Source organism: Streptomyces globosus (assembly GCF_003325375.1).
GTDB lineage: Bacteria > Actinomycetota > Actinomycetes > Streptomycetales > Streptomycetaceae > Streptomyces > Streptomyces globosus_A.
Genome location: NZ_CP030862.1, coordinates 6,095,759 through 6,110,272 on the forward strand (window position 1 = coordinate 6,095,759; position 14,514 = coordinate 6,110,272).

Annotated in this window: 12 protein-coding genes; 4 read left to right on the forward strand and 8 right to left on the reverse strand. The window is 76.1% G+C overall.

Annotation, left to right across the window (positions count from 1 at the left end; translation table 11 throughout):
- Window positions 1-45: 45 nt before the first annotated feature.
- The 5 genes from manA to C0216_RS27085 all read right to left on the reverse strand — a co-directional run bounded on the left by manA (window position 46) and on the right by C0216_RS27085 (window position 4,656).
- Window positions 46-1,203, reverse strand: coding sequence for a mannose-6-phosphate isomerase, class I (manA, locus tag C0216_RS27065; RefSeq protein ID WP_114057780.1), 1,158 nt, complete (start codon window positions 1,201-1,203; stop codon window positions 46-48).
- Between the two features lie 46 nt (window positions 1,204-1,249).
- Entirely contained in the window at window positions 1,250-2,386 is a 1,137-nt protein-coding gene (locus C0216_RS27070; RefSeq protein WP_114057781.1) for an SIS domain-containing protein, read from the reverse strand.
- A 157-nt stretch (window positions 2,387-2,543) separates the two neighbouring features.
- A complete protein-coding gene (locus tag C0216_RS27075) occupies window positions 2,544-2,729 on the reverse strand; it encodes a Trm112 family protein (RefSeq protein ID WP_054222355.1) in 186 nt (61 codons plus the stop codon).
- A gap of 96 nt (window positions 2,730-2,825) precedes the next feature.
- Window positions 2,826-4,196, reverse strand: a complete 1,371-nt coding sequence (locus C0216_RS27080) for a phosphomannomutase/phosphoglucomutase (protein ID WP_114057782.1) — start codon at window positions 4,194-4,196, stop codon at window positions 2,826-2,828.
- Window positions 4,197-4,275: 79 nt separating this feature from the next.
- Window positions 4,276-4,656, reverse strand: a complete 381-nt coding sequence (locus tag C0216_RS27085) for a DUF3499 domain-containing protein (protein WP_216827112.1) — start codon at window positions 4,654-4,656, stop codon at window positions 4,276-4,278.
- 138 nt (window positions 4,657-4,794) lie between these two features.
- On the opposite strand from C0216_RS27085, the gene C0216_RS27090 reads away from it, so the two are divergent.
- Entirely contained in the window at window positions 4,795-5,274 is a 480-nt protein-coding gene (locus C0216_RS27090; protein ID WP_390335827.1) for a metallopeptidase family protein, read from the forward strand.
- A gap of 16 nt (window positions 5,275-5,290) precedes the next feature.
- Here C0216_RS27090 and C0216_RS27095 read toward each other — a convergent pair whose 3' ends face one another.
- The 3 genes from C0216_RS27095 to C0216_RS27105 all read right to left on the reverse strand — a co-directional run bounded on the left by C0216_RS27095 (window position 5,291) and on the right by C0216_RS27105 (window position 11,009).
- The gene (locus C0216_RS27095) at window positions 5,291-6,772 is read right to left on the reverse strand and encodes a DUF5719 family protein (protein ID WP_114057784.1); all 1,482 of its coding nucleotides are present in this window, start codon (window positions 6,770-6,772) and stop codon (window positions 5,291-5,293) included.
- A complete protein-coding gene (locus tag C0216_RS27100; protein WP_114057785.1) occupies window positions 6,769-10,494 on the reverse strand; it encodes a glycosyltransferase in 3,726 nt (1,241 codons plus the stop codon). The genes C0216_RS27095 and C0216_RS27100 overlap by 4 nt, the downstream gene beginning before the upstream one ends.
- A gap of 251 nt (window positions 10,495-10,745) precedes the next feature.
- Complete coding sequence (locus C0216_RS27105; protein WP_003983763.1) at window positions 10,746-11,009, reverse strand: WhiB family transcriptional regulator; 264 nt, start codon at window positions 11,007-11,009, stop codon at window positions 10,746-10,748.
- A gap of 624 nt (window positions 11,010-11,633) precedes the next feature.
- Between C0216_RS27105 and C0216_RS27115 the strand changes: the two genes are divergently transcribed.
- The 3 genes from C0216_RS27115 to C0216_RS27125 are packed head-to-tail and all read left to right on the forward strand — an operon-like array spanning window position 11,634 to window position 14,433.
- On the forward strand, window positions 11,634-12,173 hold the full coding sequence (locus C0216_RS27115) for a cysteine dioxygenase (RefSeq protein WP_114057787.1): 540 nt from the start codon (window positions 11,634-11,636) through the stop codon (window positions 12,171-12,173).
- A 20-nt stretch (window positions 12,174-12,193) separates the two neighbouring features.
- Window positions 12,194-13,147: a 2-phospho-L-lactate transferase gene (cofD, locus tag C0216_RS27120; RefSeq protein ID WP_114057788.1), complete on the forward strand. Its 954-nt coding sequence runs from the start codon at window positions 12,194-12,196 to the stop codon at window positions 13,145-13,147.
- On the forward strand, window positions 13,144-14,433 hold the full coding sequence (locus C0216_RS27125; RefSeq protein WP_114057789.1) for a coenzyme F420-0:L-glutamate ligase: 1,290 nt from the start codon (window positions 13,144-13,146) through the stop codon (window positions 14,431-14,433). Before cofD ends, C0216_RS27125 begins: the two co-directional genes overlap by 4 nt.
- Window positions 14,434-14,514 lie beyond the last annotated feature (81 nt).

Below are 14,514 nucleotides of genomic sequence, written 5' to 3' on the forward strand. Positions count from 1 at the left end.
CGCTACGGCCGCACATTCTTGCAGCCGCCGCGGCCGGCCCCGGCCTCAGAGGACGACGGTGGCGCGGAAGACGGTGCCGGGGCCGGACAGTTCGACGGACTCGCCGGCCGGGACGAACACCGACTCGCCTGGCGCCAGGGCCAGTTCGCCGGCGGTGGGGCGGCCCGCGGTGCACAGCAGGATCTGCGGGGCGCCGGCCGGCAGGCGGTGGGGCGCGGCGCCGGGGGCGAGGGCGAGGCGGGAGAGGCGGAACTCGTCGGTGGGGGTGTCGTAGACCTCCTCGTCGCCGTCCTCGGGGCGCAGCAGCGCCGGGTCGCCGGGGTCGAAGCGGACGATCCGCAGGAGTTCGGGCACGTCCACGTGTTTGGGGGTGAGTCCGGCGCGCAGGACGTTGTCGGAGTTGGCGAGGAGTTCGACGCCGAGGCCGTCGAGGTAGGCGTGCGGGACTCCGGCGCCGAGGAACATGGCCTCGCCGGGCTGGAGTTTGACGTGGTTGAGGAGCATGGCCGCGATGACGCCGGGGTCGCCGGGGAAGTGGTGGGCGAGGGTGGCGTACGGGGTGTAGGGGCCGCCGAGGCGTTCGGCGGCGGCCGCGGCCTCGGCGACCGTACGGGCCGTCTCCGCGCGGTCGGCGGTCAGGACGGCGGTCAGCATCTCCCGCAGGGCCGCGTCCTCGGGGTGGGCGCGGAGCAGGTCGACGTACGGCGTGAGGGAGTCGACCTTCAGGCCGTCCAGCAGTGCGGCAGCCTCCCGGGGCGGGCGGAAGCCGCACAGCCCCTCGAAGGCGGTGATGGCGCAGACCATCTCCGGCTTGTGGTTGGGGTCCTTGTAGTTGCGGTGGGGGGCATCGGCGGGGATGCCGAGCCGCTCCTCCTCCGCGTATCCGGCGCGGGCCTGCTCCAGGTCGGGGTGGACCTGGAGGGAGAGGGGCGCGCCGGCGGCGAGGATCTTGAAGAGGAAGGGCAGGCGGGGCCCGAACCGGGCGACGGCCGCGGCGCCGAGCTCCCGTTCGGGGTCGGCGGCGATGACGTCCGCGAGGGTGGTCTCGCCGGCGCCGCGGTCCAGGCGGGAGGGGGCGCCGGGGTGGGCGCCCATCCACAGTTCGGCCTGGGGTTCGCCGGTCGGCTGCACGCCGAGGAGGCCGGGGATCGCGGTGGGCGATCCCCAGGCGTAGGGGCGGATCGTGTTGGTCAGGCGGTCCATCTGCGTGCGTCTTCCCGGGAAGGACGGAGCCGGCGCGGTTGCGTGCTCACCCGTGTCCCCTGGTGGCCAGGGACAGGTAGGCGGTCGCGAAGTCCGTGACGGCGAGGAGTTCGGCGAGTTGTTCCAGCTCTCCGCCCTCCTCGGGTTCGATCTCGCTGATGGCCGTGTCGTGGCTGAGGGCCAGTTCGCGCGCGGCGGGGGCGGCGGAGAGGCCGCCGGCGGGCCGGTCGCGCAGCAGGACGACGCGGGCGCGCAGGGCGCCGGGCTCGTCGACGCGGTCGCGGAAGAAGTCGTCGGGGTCGGCACCGGCGGCGAACGCCCCGGAGAGCAGGACGCCGTGGGCGGGGAGCGCCTCGGGGAGGTCGGCCGCGAGCGCGGGGCGGCCGGCGAGTTCGGCGAGGGTGGCGGCGAAGCGGCGGCCGGCCGGGGCGGCGCCGGCGCCTTCGCTCCAGATGAGCGGGAGGGCGTCGGCGAGTTCGGCGGCGAGCGTCTTGGCCGGGTTGGAGTAGGTGGCGATGGCGGGGCCGCAGCGCTCGGCGGTGCGGTCGAGGCGGTCGGCGACGCGCTGGAGGGCCTCGGGCGGGGCGGTGACCAGGCCGACCTTGTCGAGGAGCAGCAGCAGCGGGGTCAGCAGGGCCCACAGGGCGCCGGGTCCGGCTGCGGCAGCGGACTCGTCGTACTCCTGGTAGGGGGCGTTGGCCATCGGTACGAGGAGTCCGTGGGCGCCGGCGACGGCCTCGCCGAGCGGGGACCGCTCGGGGGCGACGGCGACGACGGTGCAGCCGCGGCGGTACGCCTGCTCGGCGAGGACGGCGAGGCTGGGCTCGGTGCCGTCGGTGGTGGCGAGGAGCAGCAGGTCGACGGGGCCGGCCCAGCCCGGCAGGGCCCAGCGCAGGGCGCCGGGGGCCTGGGCGACGCCGGTGGGGTGCAGGCGGATGACCGGGGCGGAGGGTGCGGCGAGGGCGCCGAGCAGGTCGGCGACGCCGGAGGCGGCGGTTCCGGGGCCGGCGATGAGGACGGCGCGGGGGCGGCCGTCCGGGCGGAGTTCGCCGAGGCCGGCCTCGGCGGAGTGCCGGGCGGCGGTGCGGACCCTGGCGCCGGCCTCGGCTGCGCCGCGGAGCAGGCCGCGGCGGTCGGCGCGGGCGAGCTCCTCGGGTGCGTCGAGGAGCGTCTCGTCGAGCATGGCGGCCTCCGGCTGGGTCGATAGGGCGGGCGACTCGGGTGCTCGGGCGCCCGGCGCTGCGGCGGGCGCCCTGTACGGCGTACGGCCTGCGGCGTGGTCTGCGGGCCTGGGGGGCCGCTGGGCCGGCCGGCCGTGGGCGGCGGGGCCGGGGCGGGGCTCAGGCGGGGCGGCGGGCCTCGTCGACGAGGAGGACCGGGATGCCGTCGCGGACCGGGTAGGCGAGGCCGCAGTCCCGGCCGGTGCAGATCAGCTCGGGAGCCGTCTCGTCGGCCGACTTGTCCTCCAGGGGCGAGTGGCAGGCGGGGCAGGCGAGGATCTCCAGAAGGCCGGCTTCGAGCGGCATGGGGGCTTCCCTTCGAACATGCGGATTGGGCGAGGTCAGCGTACCGCCGGGCCGCGTCGCGCGCGGCCCGGCGGTACCGGCGGGGCGGGGTGGGCGCTACGCGCGGACCAGGGCGAGGACCTCGTCGCGGACGCGGGCGAGGGTCTCGGGGTCGCGGGCCTCGACGTTGAGGCGGAGCAGCGGCTCGGTGTTGGACGGGCGCAGGTTGAACCACCAGTCGGCGGCGGTGGCGGTCAGGCCGTCGAGCTCGTCGAGGGTGACGCCGTCGGCGGCGGCGTAGGCGGCCTTGACGGCGGCGAGGCGGCCGGCCTGGTCGGCGACGGTGGAGTTGATCTCGCCGGAGCCGGTGTAGCGGTCGTAGGAGGCGACGAGCTCGGAGAGCGGGCCCTCCTGGCCGCCGAGGGCGGCGAGGACGTGGAGGGCGGCGAGCATGCCGGTGTCGGCGTTCCAGAAGTCCTTGAAGTAGTAGTGCGCCGAGTGCTCGCCGCCGAAGATGGCGCCGGAGCGGGCCATCTCCTCCTTGATGAAGGAGTGGCCGACGCGGGTGCGGACGGGGGTGCCGCCGTTCTCGCGGACGACCTCGGGGACGGACCAGGAGGTGATCAGGTTGTGGATCACGGTGCCGGTGCCGCCGTTGCGGGCGAGTTCGCGGGCGGCGACGAGGGCGGTGACGGCGGAGGGCGAGACGCCCTCGCCGCGCTCGTCGACGACGAAGCAGCGGTCGGCGTCCCCGTCGAAGGCCAGCCCGAGGTCGGCGCCCTCGGCCTTCACGCGTTCCCGGAGGTCGACGATGTTCTTCGGGTCGAGGGGGTTGGCCTCGTGGTTCGGGAAGGTGCCGTCGAGCTCGAAGTACATGGGGACGAGCTCCAGCGGCAGCCCGTCGAAGACGGTCGGCACGGTGTGGCCGCCCATGCCGTTGCCGGCGTCGACGACGACCTTCAGGGGGCGGATGCGGGTGAGGTCCACCAGGGACTTCAGGTGCTCGGCGTAGCCGACAAGGGTGTCCTGTGCGGTGACGGTGCCCGGGGTGGTGTCCTCGGGTGCGGCCGGCAGGCCGTGCTCGGACCACTTCTCGGCGAGCGCGCGGATGTCCGCGAGGCCGGTGTCCCGGCCGACGGGGGCGGCGCCGGCGCGGCACAGCTTGATGCCGTTGTAGCGGGCCGGGTTGTGGGAGGCGGTGAACATCGCGCCGGGCAGGTCGAGCTTGCCGGAGGCGTAGTACAGCTGGTCGGTGGAGCACAGGCCGATCAGGGTGACGTCGGTGCCGCGGGCGGCGGCGCCGCGCGCGAAGGCCGCCGACAGGCCGGGCGAGGAGGGCCGCATGTCGTGGCCGACGACGATCGCGGTGGCGCCGGTGACCTCGACGAAGGCGGCACCGAACAGCTCGGCCAGCGCCTCGTCCCACTCGTCCGGCACGACGCCCCGTACGTCGTACGCCTTGACGATGTTCGAAAGATCTGCGGCCACTGCTGCCCCTCCTGAAGCTCCTGTGCGGTGGAGCCAACCTACCGTGCGGTTCGGCGGGGCCTTCAGGGGTCCGGGCCGGTCAGGAGTCCGGGGACCGCAGCACCCGCAGGTGCCCGCGCCGCGTCTCGCCGGCCGACCGGGAGCCGCCCTTGGCCGGTCCGCCGCCGCCCTCGGCCGCGCGGTCGTGCGGGCGGGCCGCCTCGCGCACGGCGTTGGCCAGGGCCTCCAGGTCGTCGCCGCTCGGGCGGGACGGCGCCGACCCGTCGGTCAGGCGCACCACGTCCCAGCCGCGGGGGGCGGTCAGGCGCTCGGAGTGCTCGGCGCACAGGTCGTAGCAGTGGGGTTCGGCGTATGTGGCGAGCGGGCCGAGAACTGCGGTCGAATCGGCGTAGACGTACGTCAGTGTCGCGACGGCAGGGCGGCCGCACGCGGTGCGAGAACAGCGACGTACAGGGCTCACGACGTTGGACGGTACCGCACTCTTGACCGGGCCGCGACGACTCTCCCGCAGGTCACTCCCCCGTGTCGTCCCCCGGGCGGGGCCCGGCGGGGTCGGAAACGCCCCGGTGGGGGGCCCTTTGCGGGCTACGCTCGGGGGGTGACCGACAGCCCTGTGCCACCCAGCGAGCCCCGCCCCGCCGACCTGCCCGCCGAGCCGCGGCCGCGCCGCCGCGACCGGCACGGGCGGGGCATGCGCGGGCCGGTGGCCCCGCCGCAGGTGCCGCTGGCGGCGAGCCGGGCGGAGCTCTTCGGCGACCTGGTGCGCGAGTCCGTCGACCGGCTGGAGCGGCGCTGGCCGCAGCTGGCGGACGTGGAGTTCGTCGTCGCGGACGTGCCCGGGCCGCCGGGCGGGCCGGAGACCGGCTGGAACGACGAGGCGGTGCCGCTCGGGGCGCTCGCGGAGTCGCCGGGGACGGGCCGGCCGCCGCGGATCATCGTCTTCCGGCGGCCGGTGGAGATCCGGTCGAAGACCCGCGACGAGCGGGCCCTGCTGGTGCACGAGATCGTGGTGGAGCAGGTCGCGGAGCTGCTGGGGCTGACCCCGGAGACGGTCGACCCCCGCTACGGCCAGGACTGATGCGGCCGCACGGGCGCTAGCGGGTCAGGACGGACAGGTCCTGGCGCGCCTGCGGCACGGGGACCGTGCCGCGGTCGTCGGACAGCACCTGGACGGTGAACATCGGGATGCCCTCGTGCGGCAGCGCCAGCATGCGCGACGCGTACACCGGGCCCCCGGAGAGCGTCTCCACGGTGAGGGCGTACGCACCCTTCAGCCCGGCCGGCGCCGGGGAGGGCAGCGCCTGCGTGGTGCCCGCCCGGACGGTGACCTCCTGCACGGCCGGCTCGCCGCCCTCGGTCCCCGGCGACGCCGTGACCCTCACCTTCGCGTCCGCGCCGACCGCCGTCAGCGACAGCACGCCCGCCCCGTCCCCGGCCCGGTTGTCGGCGGCGGTCGCCCGCGCGCCCACCGGCGCGGCCGCCGGGACGAACGCCAGCTCCTGCCTGGCGCCGCTGCCGCGGACCACGCGCAGCGCCGCCACCACCGGTACGGGCTTGCCGTCCACGGCGGGGGCCAGCAGCAGCGAGCCCGCCTCTCCGCGGGTGAGGTCCTTCAGGTCGGCGCTCGCGGCCGTGCCGGCCTTGACGTGCAGCCGCTCGCTGCCGGCCGGGCTGATCGAGCCGTTCGGGCCGGCCAGGCGCAGCGCCAGGTCGGCGTCCTCCTCGCCGGGCGCGAAGACGACGAGCTTGACGGAGGCGGCGTCCGCCGGGATTCCGGGCAGCACCAGTGACGGCGCCGGTTCGGCGGCGGCAGGCAGCCAGTCCGCGCCGACGCCCTCCTCTCCGGCCTGCACGGACGCGCCGACGCGGCCGGCGCGGGTCGTCACCCGGGCCGCGGCGTCCGCGAGCTGCGCGCCGGGGGCGAGGGTGGCCAGCGAGACCGCCTTGCTGGAGCGGGGGTCGATGCGGATGTTCTCGTTGGTGCCGGCGTCCGCCTTGACGGGGCCGTCCGGGCCGAACAGCTTGATGTCGACCACGGCCGCGGTGTCGTCCGGGTTGGTCAGGTGCACGTAGTCCTCGCGGCCCTTGGCCGTGCTCACCCCCGGGAACCAGAAGTCGGTGCCCGGCGCGGTGCAGGCGGCGCCGAGCAGCCCGCGCGCCCGCCCGACGGACACCTTGGTCGTCTGCTGCGCCGTCCAGCCCGGTGCGAGGACGCCGTCGGCGGCGCCGGCCAGCGCCGGCGCCTCGGCCCCGGAGGCGCTCGCCCCGGCCGGCCTGCCGGGCTCCCTGAGCTCCAGGACCGGCTTGGCCTCCTTGGTGGCGCCGAGGAGGCGGGCGGTGCCCCGGCCGGAGGCGCCGGGCGCGGCGGGCGTGATCGCCGTGTACACGGTCTCCGCGATGTCCGAGGAGCTGGGCGCCGGGCACACCAGGACAGAGCGCTCCACCGGCATCCGTGCGGCCTGGGCCGCCGGGGCGCCGTCGGCGGGGGCGGCGGGCGCGAGGAGGTGGGCGGCGCCGGCGAGGGCGGCGAGGGCAGCGGCGGCGGCCGCCAGTGTCAGGGGGGCGCGGTGCTTCACTTCTGGTGGCTCCCGTCGGGGCGCGGGTGGTGCTGCCGGCCGTGGGGGTCGTCGTACGCGTCGGCGTACGGCTGCGGGTCGTACGGGGCCGGGTCGTACGGGGGCTGCTGCTGCGGGTCCGGGTGGCCGTACGCCCGGGGGTCGTACGGCTGCGCCGTGTAGGGGTCGTGGCCGGTGTGCTGCGCAGGCACGTACGGCTGCCCGGGCTCCGTGTACGCCTCGGGGTACGCCTGGTCCGCATGGCCCGGCTCGGCGTACGCCTGCTCCGGGTATCCCTGCTCCGGGTATCCCTGGTCCGGGTACGTGCCCTGCCGGTACGGGTCGTACGGCTGCCCCCCGTACTCCTGGTACGCGTAGGCCTCCTCCCCGTACGCGGGCTGCGCGGGGATCCCGGCGTACGGGTCCGCGACGGCGCCCTCGGGCTCCGCCGGGGGCGGCTCCGGGGCGGCCGCGGCACCGGCGCCGGCGCGGAGCCGGCGGGCGCGCCGGCCCTCGGGGGCCCCGGCGGGCGCGGCCTGCTCGGGGGTGTCGGCGCCCTCGTCGGGGAGGTCGTCGTCGAGGCGGGCGCGGCGGCCGGGCAGGGCCATGACGAGGAGGACGGCGGCGAGCAGCGCCTGGGCCGCGTGCCAGGCGGTCCGCGGCAGGGCGTCCTCGTGGACGAGGTCGAGGCGGCCGCCGGCGGCGGGCAGGGCGAAGCCCTGCGCCCAGCCGTCGACGGTCTCGGCCTTCAGGGGTTTGCCGTCGAGGGAGGCCTTCCAGCCGGGGGCGGCCCGGTCGGCGATGCGCAGGACGCGGCCGTCCTCCCCGGCGGGGATCCGGGTGTGGATCTCGACGGGGCCCGAGGCGACGGGGACGGGGGCCTCCCCGGGCTTGGCGGGGATGATGACGGCGCGGGCGACCTGGCGGTCGACGCGCCACAGGGCGCTGCCGTCCAGCCGGCTCATGCGGCTGAGGCCGGGGGTGGCGTCGAGGACCTTGCGCATCTCCTGCGGGGCGTCGTCGCGGAGGAGGACGTAGCGGACGGCGAAGTCGCCGAGCTGGTCGGTCTGGTCGGCGCCGGAGCCGGCGACGAGTCCGGCGACGGCCTTGTCCAGGCGGGTGCTGCCGCCGGCGGGGGCGGTCTCGGCGTCGCCGAGGGTGGCGCCGGAACCGCGGACGAGGCTGTAGGAGACCCGGGCGGGGGTGCCGCCGAGGACGAGGGTGCGGGCCCGGTCGCGGGTGCCGGCGTCCTCGGCGACGAACGCGGGGACCTGGACGGGATCGCGGCGTTCCAGCGGTCCGGCGGCTCCGCCGGCGGCCCAGGCGGCCGCGGCGAGGAGCGGTCCGGCGGCGGCCGCGAGGGCGACCAGTGCGGCGGCGGGCTGGCGCCAGCCGAAGCTGCTGGCGGCGACGCGCTCCCGGGCCCCTTCGGCGCCGACGGCGGCGGCCGCGAGGACGCCGAGCCCGTACAGGAGGGTGGCGGGTCCGGCCCAGCCGGTGCGGTTCAGGAGGACGGCCAGGGCGAGCCCGGTCAGGGCGGCGGCCCAGGCGGCGCGGACGGCGGTGCGCCGGTCGGCGCGGGCCAGGGCTGCGAGGGCGGCCAGGAGGGCGCCGGCGAGGAGCAGTCCGCCGCCGGCCTTGGGGCCGCCGGGGTCGGCGCCGAGGAGGCCGAGGGCGGTGGCGGCGCCGGCGGGGCCGGGCAGTCCGGCCTCGTCGAGGAGCCGTCCGGGGTGGGCGAGGAGGGTGAGCGACCAGGGGGCGAGGACGGCGACGGGCACGGCGAGGACGGCGAGCAGCCGCAGGGCGTACGCCTTCCGTTCGGCGCGGTGCACGGCCACCGCGGCCAGGCCGAGGACGGCGGCGGGCAGCCACACGACGGGGGCGAAGGCGGCGGCCGCGGTCATCAGGAGGGCCAGTGTCCACGCGGCGCGCCAGGGGCCGCGCTGCCCGGCTCCGGCGGGGGCGGTGAGGCCGAAGGCGGAGACGGCGGAGCGGGCGAGGAGCGGGAGGAGGACGGCGAGGACGGCGGTGCCGAGGCGGCCCCCGGCGAGCGCTCCGGTGACGGCGGGGAGGAGGGCGTAGGCGGCGGCGGCCCAGGCGCGCAGCAGGCGGGAGGCGACGAGGGGCCGGGAGGCGGCGTACGCGGTGAGTCCGGCGAGCGGGACGGAGCCGGCGAGGAGGAGGGTCAGGGCGGCGTCGGAGGAGCCGAGGAGCAGGGTGGCGAGGGCGCCGAGGAGGGCGAGGTAGGGGGGTGCGCCGGCGGTGGAGCCGGTGCCGGCGGGCTGCCAGTCCTCGGTGTAGCGGCGCCACAGGTCGAGGCCGCTGTCGGGGGCGGGCAGGAGGGCGCCGCCCATGAGGGAGCCGCTGCCGAGGAGGCCGCGGCAGGCGACGAGGGAGACGGCGGCGAGGAGGGCGAGGAGGAGGGGGGCGGGGTTGCGGGCGATCCGCCTGAGGCGGGCGAACCGCTCCGGCGCGAGGCCTGCGGCGTCGTCGGGGCCGGCGGCGGCGCCGTGGCGGCCGGCGGCGGGGCTGTCGGTGTCGCGGCCGTCGGTGAAGTGGGCGGCGAGCTGCTCCACGCCGGCGCGCAGGGTCGCGCCGGGGGGCGGGAAGAGGGGCCGGAGCTCCTTGGCGGGCACGGCGGGGCGGCCGCGGCTGCGGCGGGCGGCGAGGAGGCGGCCGGGGCGCAGGAGGGTGGCGAGGAGGCCGGTGAGTTCGTCGACGGCCTGGCCGGGCGCCTTGCCGACGAGGTAGCCGAGGGTGCGCAGCACGGTGCCGGCGACCAGGCGGAGCAGGACGTACGGCAGGGCGGCGCCGGAGCAGTTGGCGAGGAGGGTGTGGACGGCGCCGGCCTTGTCGACGCGGTGGGGTCCGAGCGCGGTGCGGCCGGCGCAGTCGACGGTGCGGCGTTCGCGGGAGGCGGCCTCGGCGTGGCGCAGGACGGCGTCGGGGGCGACGAGGACGCCGTGGCCGGCGCTGTGGGCGCGCCAGCACAGGTCGACGTCGTCGCGCATGAGGGGCAGGCGGCGGTCGAAGCCGCCGAGGCCGTCGTAGACGTCGCGGCGTACGAGCATGCCGGCGGTGGAGACGGAGAGGACGGAGCGGACCTGGTCGTGCTGGCCCTGGTCCTGTTCGCGGCGGTCGAGGCCGGTCCAGCGGCGGCCGCTGCGGGCGATGGTGACGCCGGCTTCGAGGAGCTGCCGGTTGTCGTACCAGCCGCGGAGCTTGGGGCCGATGACGGCGGCGTCGGGGTTCTCGTCGGCGACGCGGAGGAGTTCGGTGAGGGCGTCGGGCTCGGGGGCGCTGTCGTCGTGGAGCAGCCAGAGCCATTGGACGGGCTCGCCGTGCGGGAGTTCGGGGAGGTCGTAGGCGTCGTCGCGCCAGGTGCGGCTGACGGGGTCCCAGCCGCTGGGGCGCCTGAGGTAGGGGAGGTCGTCGAGGGAGGGGGTGCCGGCGCTGCGGGCGGCTTCGTCGACGGCGGTGCCGAATCCGGTGCGGCGGGCGAGGTGGAGGACGCGGTCGTCGCCGAGGGCCTCGGCGAGGAGGCGGGCGGAGTCGTCGGAGCTTCCGGTGTCGGCGGCGATGTGGTTCTGCGCGGGGCGTTCCTGGCCGAGGAGGCCGGCGAGGGTCCGGGGCAGCCAGCGGGCGCCGTCGTGGGCGACGAGGACCGCGGTGACGACGTGCCGGGGGAACTGGGGCGTGGCGGCGGCCTGGTGGGAGGCCGTCGGCTGGCTGTGCAGGGACATCGCTCTACTGGCCCTCCGGCCTGGGTGTCCCGCCGGGCTCGGCCGGAGGGAGGTCCGCGGGCGCGCGCCCTCGGAGGCTGCTGGACAGCGCCCCACACTAACGGCTCGGAACACAGCGGTCCGCCTCCTGCGGGGAAGTTGCAGGAGGCGGACCGGTGGTGTGCTGGCGGCGGGGGGCCGTCACCCAACGTGACGCCGGGCCGGGGTCCGGACGGGGTCGGGGCGGGGGCCCGGGGCCGCTGCGGGGCGGCTCAGACGGCGGCCTTCTTCAGGCGGCGGCGCTCGCGCTCGGAGAGGCCGCCCCAGATGCCGAACCGCTCGTCGTTGGCGAGGGCGTACTCAAGGCATTCGGACCGGACTTCGCAGGCCAGGCAGACCTTCTTGGCCTCTCGGGTGGAGCCGCCCTTCTCGGGGAAGAAGGACTCGGGGTCGGTCTGGGCGCACAGCGCGCGCTCCTGCCATCCGAGCTCTTCGTCCGCTTCCTCGACCAGCAGTTCCTGAAACAGCTCGGTCATGTGCGCCCCTCGCTCTGTCTGTGCATCCCCGTGGCCGTCGTCACTCATCGCTACGTAACGACACGAGTGAAATTACAAGTGGGGGGCTCCAGCGCAGTCAAGCCGGGGTCTGCTATTGGGGCCCTTATTCACTCTGCGGAACCAAGGCTATGCAGAAAGTGTTGATATCGCCAAAAATCGTGACAGTTGCCACGAGTGCCACTCCACCCACACCCACCCCTGACATACGCGGACCCCCCGGCGGCGGTTGCGATCCGGCCACAGAAGCGGCGCAGATCACATTCCGATCACGAGTTGGCCACATAAGTTTGAGGTGGCGCGAGACGGTTTCTCGGCACGCGGTGTGCCCTGCATCTGTCTGCACAAACCTTTCTCCGCCTCGGTTAACCGGATCAGTTGAAACTTTTCGACCAAACCGGGCATTGGGTTGACAGTCCGGCCCCGCAGCCGGTCTCCTTGTCCCCATGTCAGTGACCGCAGCCGCCTTCCGGACCCCCATTCGTGGGTTCCTGCGCGCTGCCCAGGTTCGCTGTTGCTGTTGCGGCTGTTGATGCCCCAGGAGCGCTGCTCCTTCCAGGCCCCCGCCCCAGCGACCGCCCACTGACACCCGTCTAGGACCCCCTGATGCGCGATTCCGCCGCCGCCCCTGCCGTCATCGAGAGCGACCTCCAGATCGCCGGCGACATCCTCTCCGTACCGCACCTGCTCCAGCCGGCCCGCGAACACCCCGCCACCGTCGCCGAGTTCGCCGGCCTGGCCCGCTCCATCGCCGCCGACCGCGCGAGCTGGGAGCACCTGGTCCGCTACGACGCCACGACCCGCTGGTACCACCGCCTGCGCTCCGTCGCCCCCTCCCCCGGCTCCCCGACCGGCTACGAGGTGTGGCTGCTCAGCTGGGTTCCGGGCCAGGGCAGCGGCTTCCACGACCACGGCCCGTCGTCCGGCGTCTGGACGGTGCTGGAGGGCGGGCTCACCGAGCACAGCACCCGCGGCAGCCTCACCCTCGGCGCGGGCTCGCAGCGCGTCTTCGCCCCGGGCTACGCCCACGAGGTCGTCAACGACACCCTCGAAGGCGCGGTCAGCCTGCACGTCTACTTCCCCGGCCTCCAGGCCATGCCGATGCACAACTGCCACCCGGCCCACCCGGAGGCCGTCCGCGTCTGATGCCTGTCAGACTTCGCTGCATGCGCATTGTTGTTCTGGCCGGCGGCATCGGCGGCGCCCGCTTCCTCCGCGGGCTGAAGTCCGCGGCCCCCGCGGCGGAGATCACGGTCATCGGCAACACCGGTGACGACATCCACCTGTTCGGGCTCAAGGTGTGCCCCGACCTCGACACCGTGATGTACACCCTCGGCGGCGGCATCAACGAGGACCAGGGCTGGGGCCGCGCCGACGAGTCGTTCACCCTCAAGGAGGAGCTCGCGGCGTACGGCGTCGGCCCGACCTGGTTCGGGCTCGGCGACCGCGACTTCGCCACGCACATCGTCCGTACGCAGATGCTCGCCGCCGGCTACCCGCTCAGCGCGGTCACCGAGGCGCTCTGCGACCGCTGGCAGCCGGGGGTCCGCCTCCTGCCCATGTCGGACGACCGCGTCGAGACCCACGTCGCCGTCACCGAGAACGGCGAACGCCGCGTCGTCCACTTCCAGGAGTACTGGGTGCGCCTGCGCGCATCCCTGGCCGCGGAGGCCGTCGTGCCCGTCGGCGCCGAGCAGGCCAAGCCCGCTCCCGGCGTCCTGGAGGCCCTGGCCTCCGCCGACGTGATCCTCCTCCCGCCCTCCAACCCGGTCGTCTCGATCGGCACGATCCTCGCCGTCCCCGGCATCCGCGAAGCCGTGGCCGGCGCCGCCGCCCCGGTCGTCGGCCTCTCCCCGATCGTCGGCGGCGCCCCGGTCCGCGGCATGGCCGACAAGGTCCTCGCCGCCGTCGGCGTGGAGTCCACCGCCGCGGCCGTCGCCCGCCACTACGGCGCGGACCTCCTCGACGGCTGGCTCGTCGACACCGCCGACGCCGACGCCGTCGCCGAGGTCGAGGCCGCCGGGATCGCCTGCCGCGCCGTCCCCCTGATGATGACCGGCACCGAGGCCACGGCGGCGATGGCCCGCGAGGCCCTGTCCCTGGCCGAGGCCGCCCGGTGACCGCGTACGAGGTCCGCGCCGTCCCCGGCATCCCGGAGGTCAGCCCGGGCGACGACCTGGCCCGTCTGATCGCCGCGAGCGCCCCGGACCTCCGCGACGGCGACATCCTCCTCGTCACCTCGAAGATCGTCTCCAAGTCCGAGGGCCGCATCGTCCGGGCGGCCTCCCGCGAGGAGGCGATCGACGCCGAGACCGTGCGCGTCGTCGCCCGCCGCGGCGCCCTGCGCATCGTGCAGAACCGCCAGGGCCTGGTCATGGCGGCGGCCGGCGTGGACGCCTCCAACACCGCCCCCGACACGGTCCTCCTCCTCCCCGAGGACCCGGACGCCTCGGCCGCCGCGATCCGCACGGGCCTGGCCCGCCTGCTCTCCGTCGACGTGGGCGTCGTCATCACCGACACCTCGGGCCGCCCGTGGCGCACCGGCCTGACGGACATCGCCGTAGGCTCCGCGGGCGTGCGCGTCCTGGACGACCTCCGCGGCAGCACGGACACCCACGGCAACCCGCTCACCGCGACGGTCGTCGCCACAGCCGACGAGCTGGCCGCGGCCGGGGACCTGGTCAAGGGCAAGGCCGCCAACCGGCCGGTGGCCGTGGTCCGCGGCCTGTCCCACCTGGTCGGCGGCGACGCCACGGCAGCCCGGCTGGTCCGCCCCGCCGAGGACGACATGTTCCGCCTGGGCACCTCCGAGGCCGTACGGCAGGCCGTGACCCAGCGCCGCACGGTCCGCGCCTTCACGGACGACCCGGTGGACCCGGCCGCGGTCCGCCGCGCCGTCGCCGCCGCCCTCACCGCCCCGGCACCGCACCACACCACCCCCTGGCGCTTCGTCCTCCTCGAATCGCGGACGGCCCGCCTGGAGCTCCTGGACGCGATGCGCGACGCGTGGATCGCCGACCTGCGCCGCGACGGCAGGTCGGAGGAGTCCATCGCCCGCCGCGTCCGCCGGGGCGACGTCCTGCGCAACGCCCCGTACCTGGCCGTCCCGTGCATGGTCACCGACGGCGCCCACCACTACGGCCACGCCCGCCGCGACGCGGCCGAGCGGGAGATGTTCGTCGTCGCCACGGGCGCGGGCGTGCAGAACTTCCTCGTCACCCTCGCGGCCGAGCGCCTGGGCTCGGCATGGGTGTCCTCGACGATGTTCTGCCGCGACGTGGTCCGCAAGGTCCTGGCCCTCCCGGACTCCTGGGACCCCATGGGCGCGGTGGCGATCGGCCGCCCCGCCGAACCCGCGCGGCCCCGCCCGGAGCGCATCCCGGACGAGTTCATCGAGGTGCGTTAGCACCGCGGGCGCTGACCCTTCGCGGCCCTAGGGCCTGTATTGAGTTGCCCCGTGGAGCAAGGAGCGGCGTTCGGTGCGTGC

Bases quoted from the DNA above. Each gene is read 5' to 3' on its own strand.
- C0216_RS27115 (WP_114057787.1), top strand. From the start codon at position 11,634: ATGCGCGATTCCGCCGCCGCCCCTGCCGTCATCGAGAGCGACCTCCAG.
- cofD (WP_114057788.1), top strand. From the start codon at position 12,194: ATGCGCATTGTTGTTCTGGCCGGCGGCATCGGCGGCGCCCGCTTCCTC.
- C0216_RS27105 (WP_003983763.1), bottom strand. From the start codon at position 11,009: ATGACCGAGCTGTTTCAGGAACTGCTGGTCGAGGAAGCGGACGAAGAG.
- manA (WP_114057780.1), bottom strand. From the start codon at position 1,203: ATGGACCGCCTGACCAACACGATCCGCCCCTACGCCTGGGGATCGCCC.
- C0216_RS27075 (WP_054222355.1), bottom strand. From the start codon at position 2,729: ATGCCGCTCGAAGCCGGCCTTCTGGAGATCCTCGCCTGCCCCGCCTGC.
- C0216_RS27070 (WP_114057781.1), bottom strand. From the start codon at position 2,386: ATGCTCGACGAGACGCTCCTCGACGCACCCGAGGAGCTCGCCCGCGCC.
- C0216_RS27100 (WP_114057785.1), bottom strand. From the start codon at position 10,494: ATGTCCCTGCACAGCCAGCCGACGGCCTCCCACCAGGCCGCCGCCACG.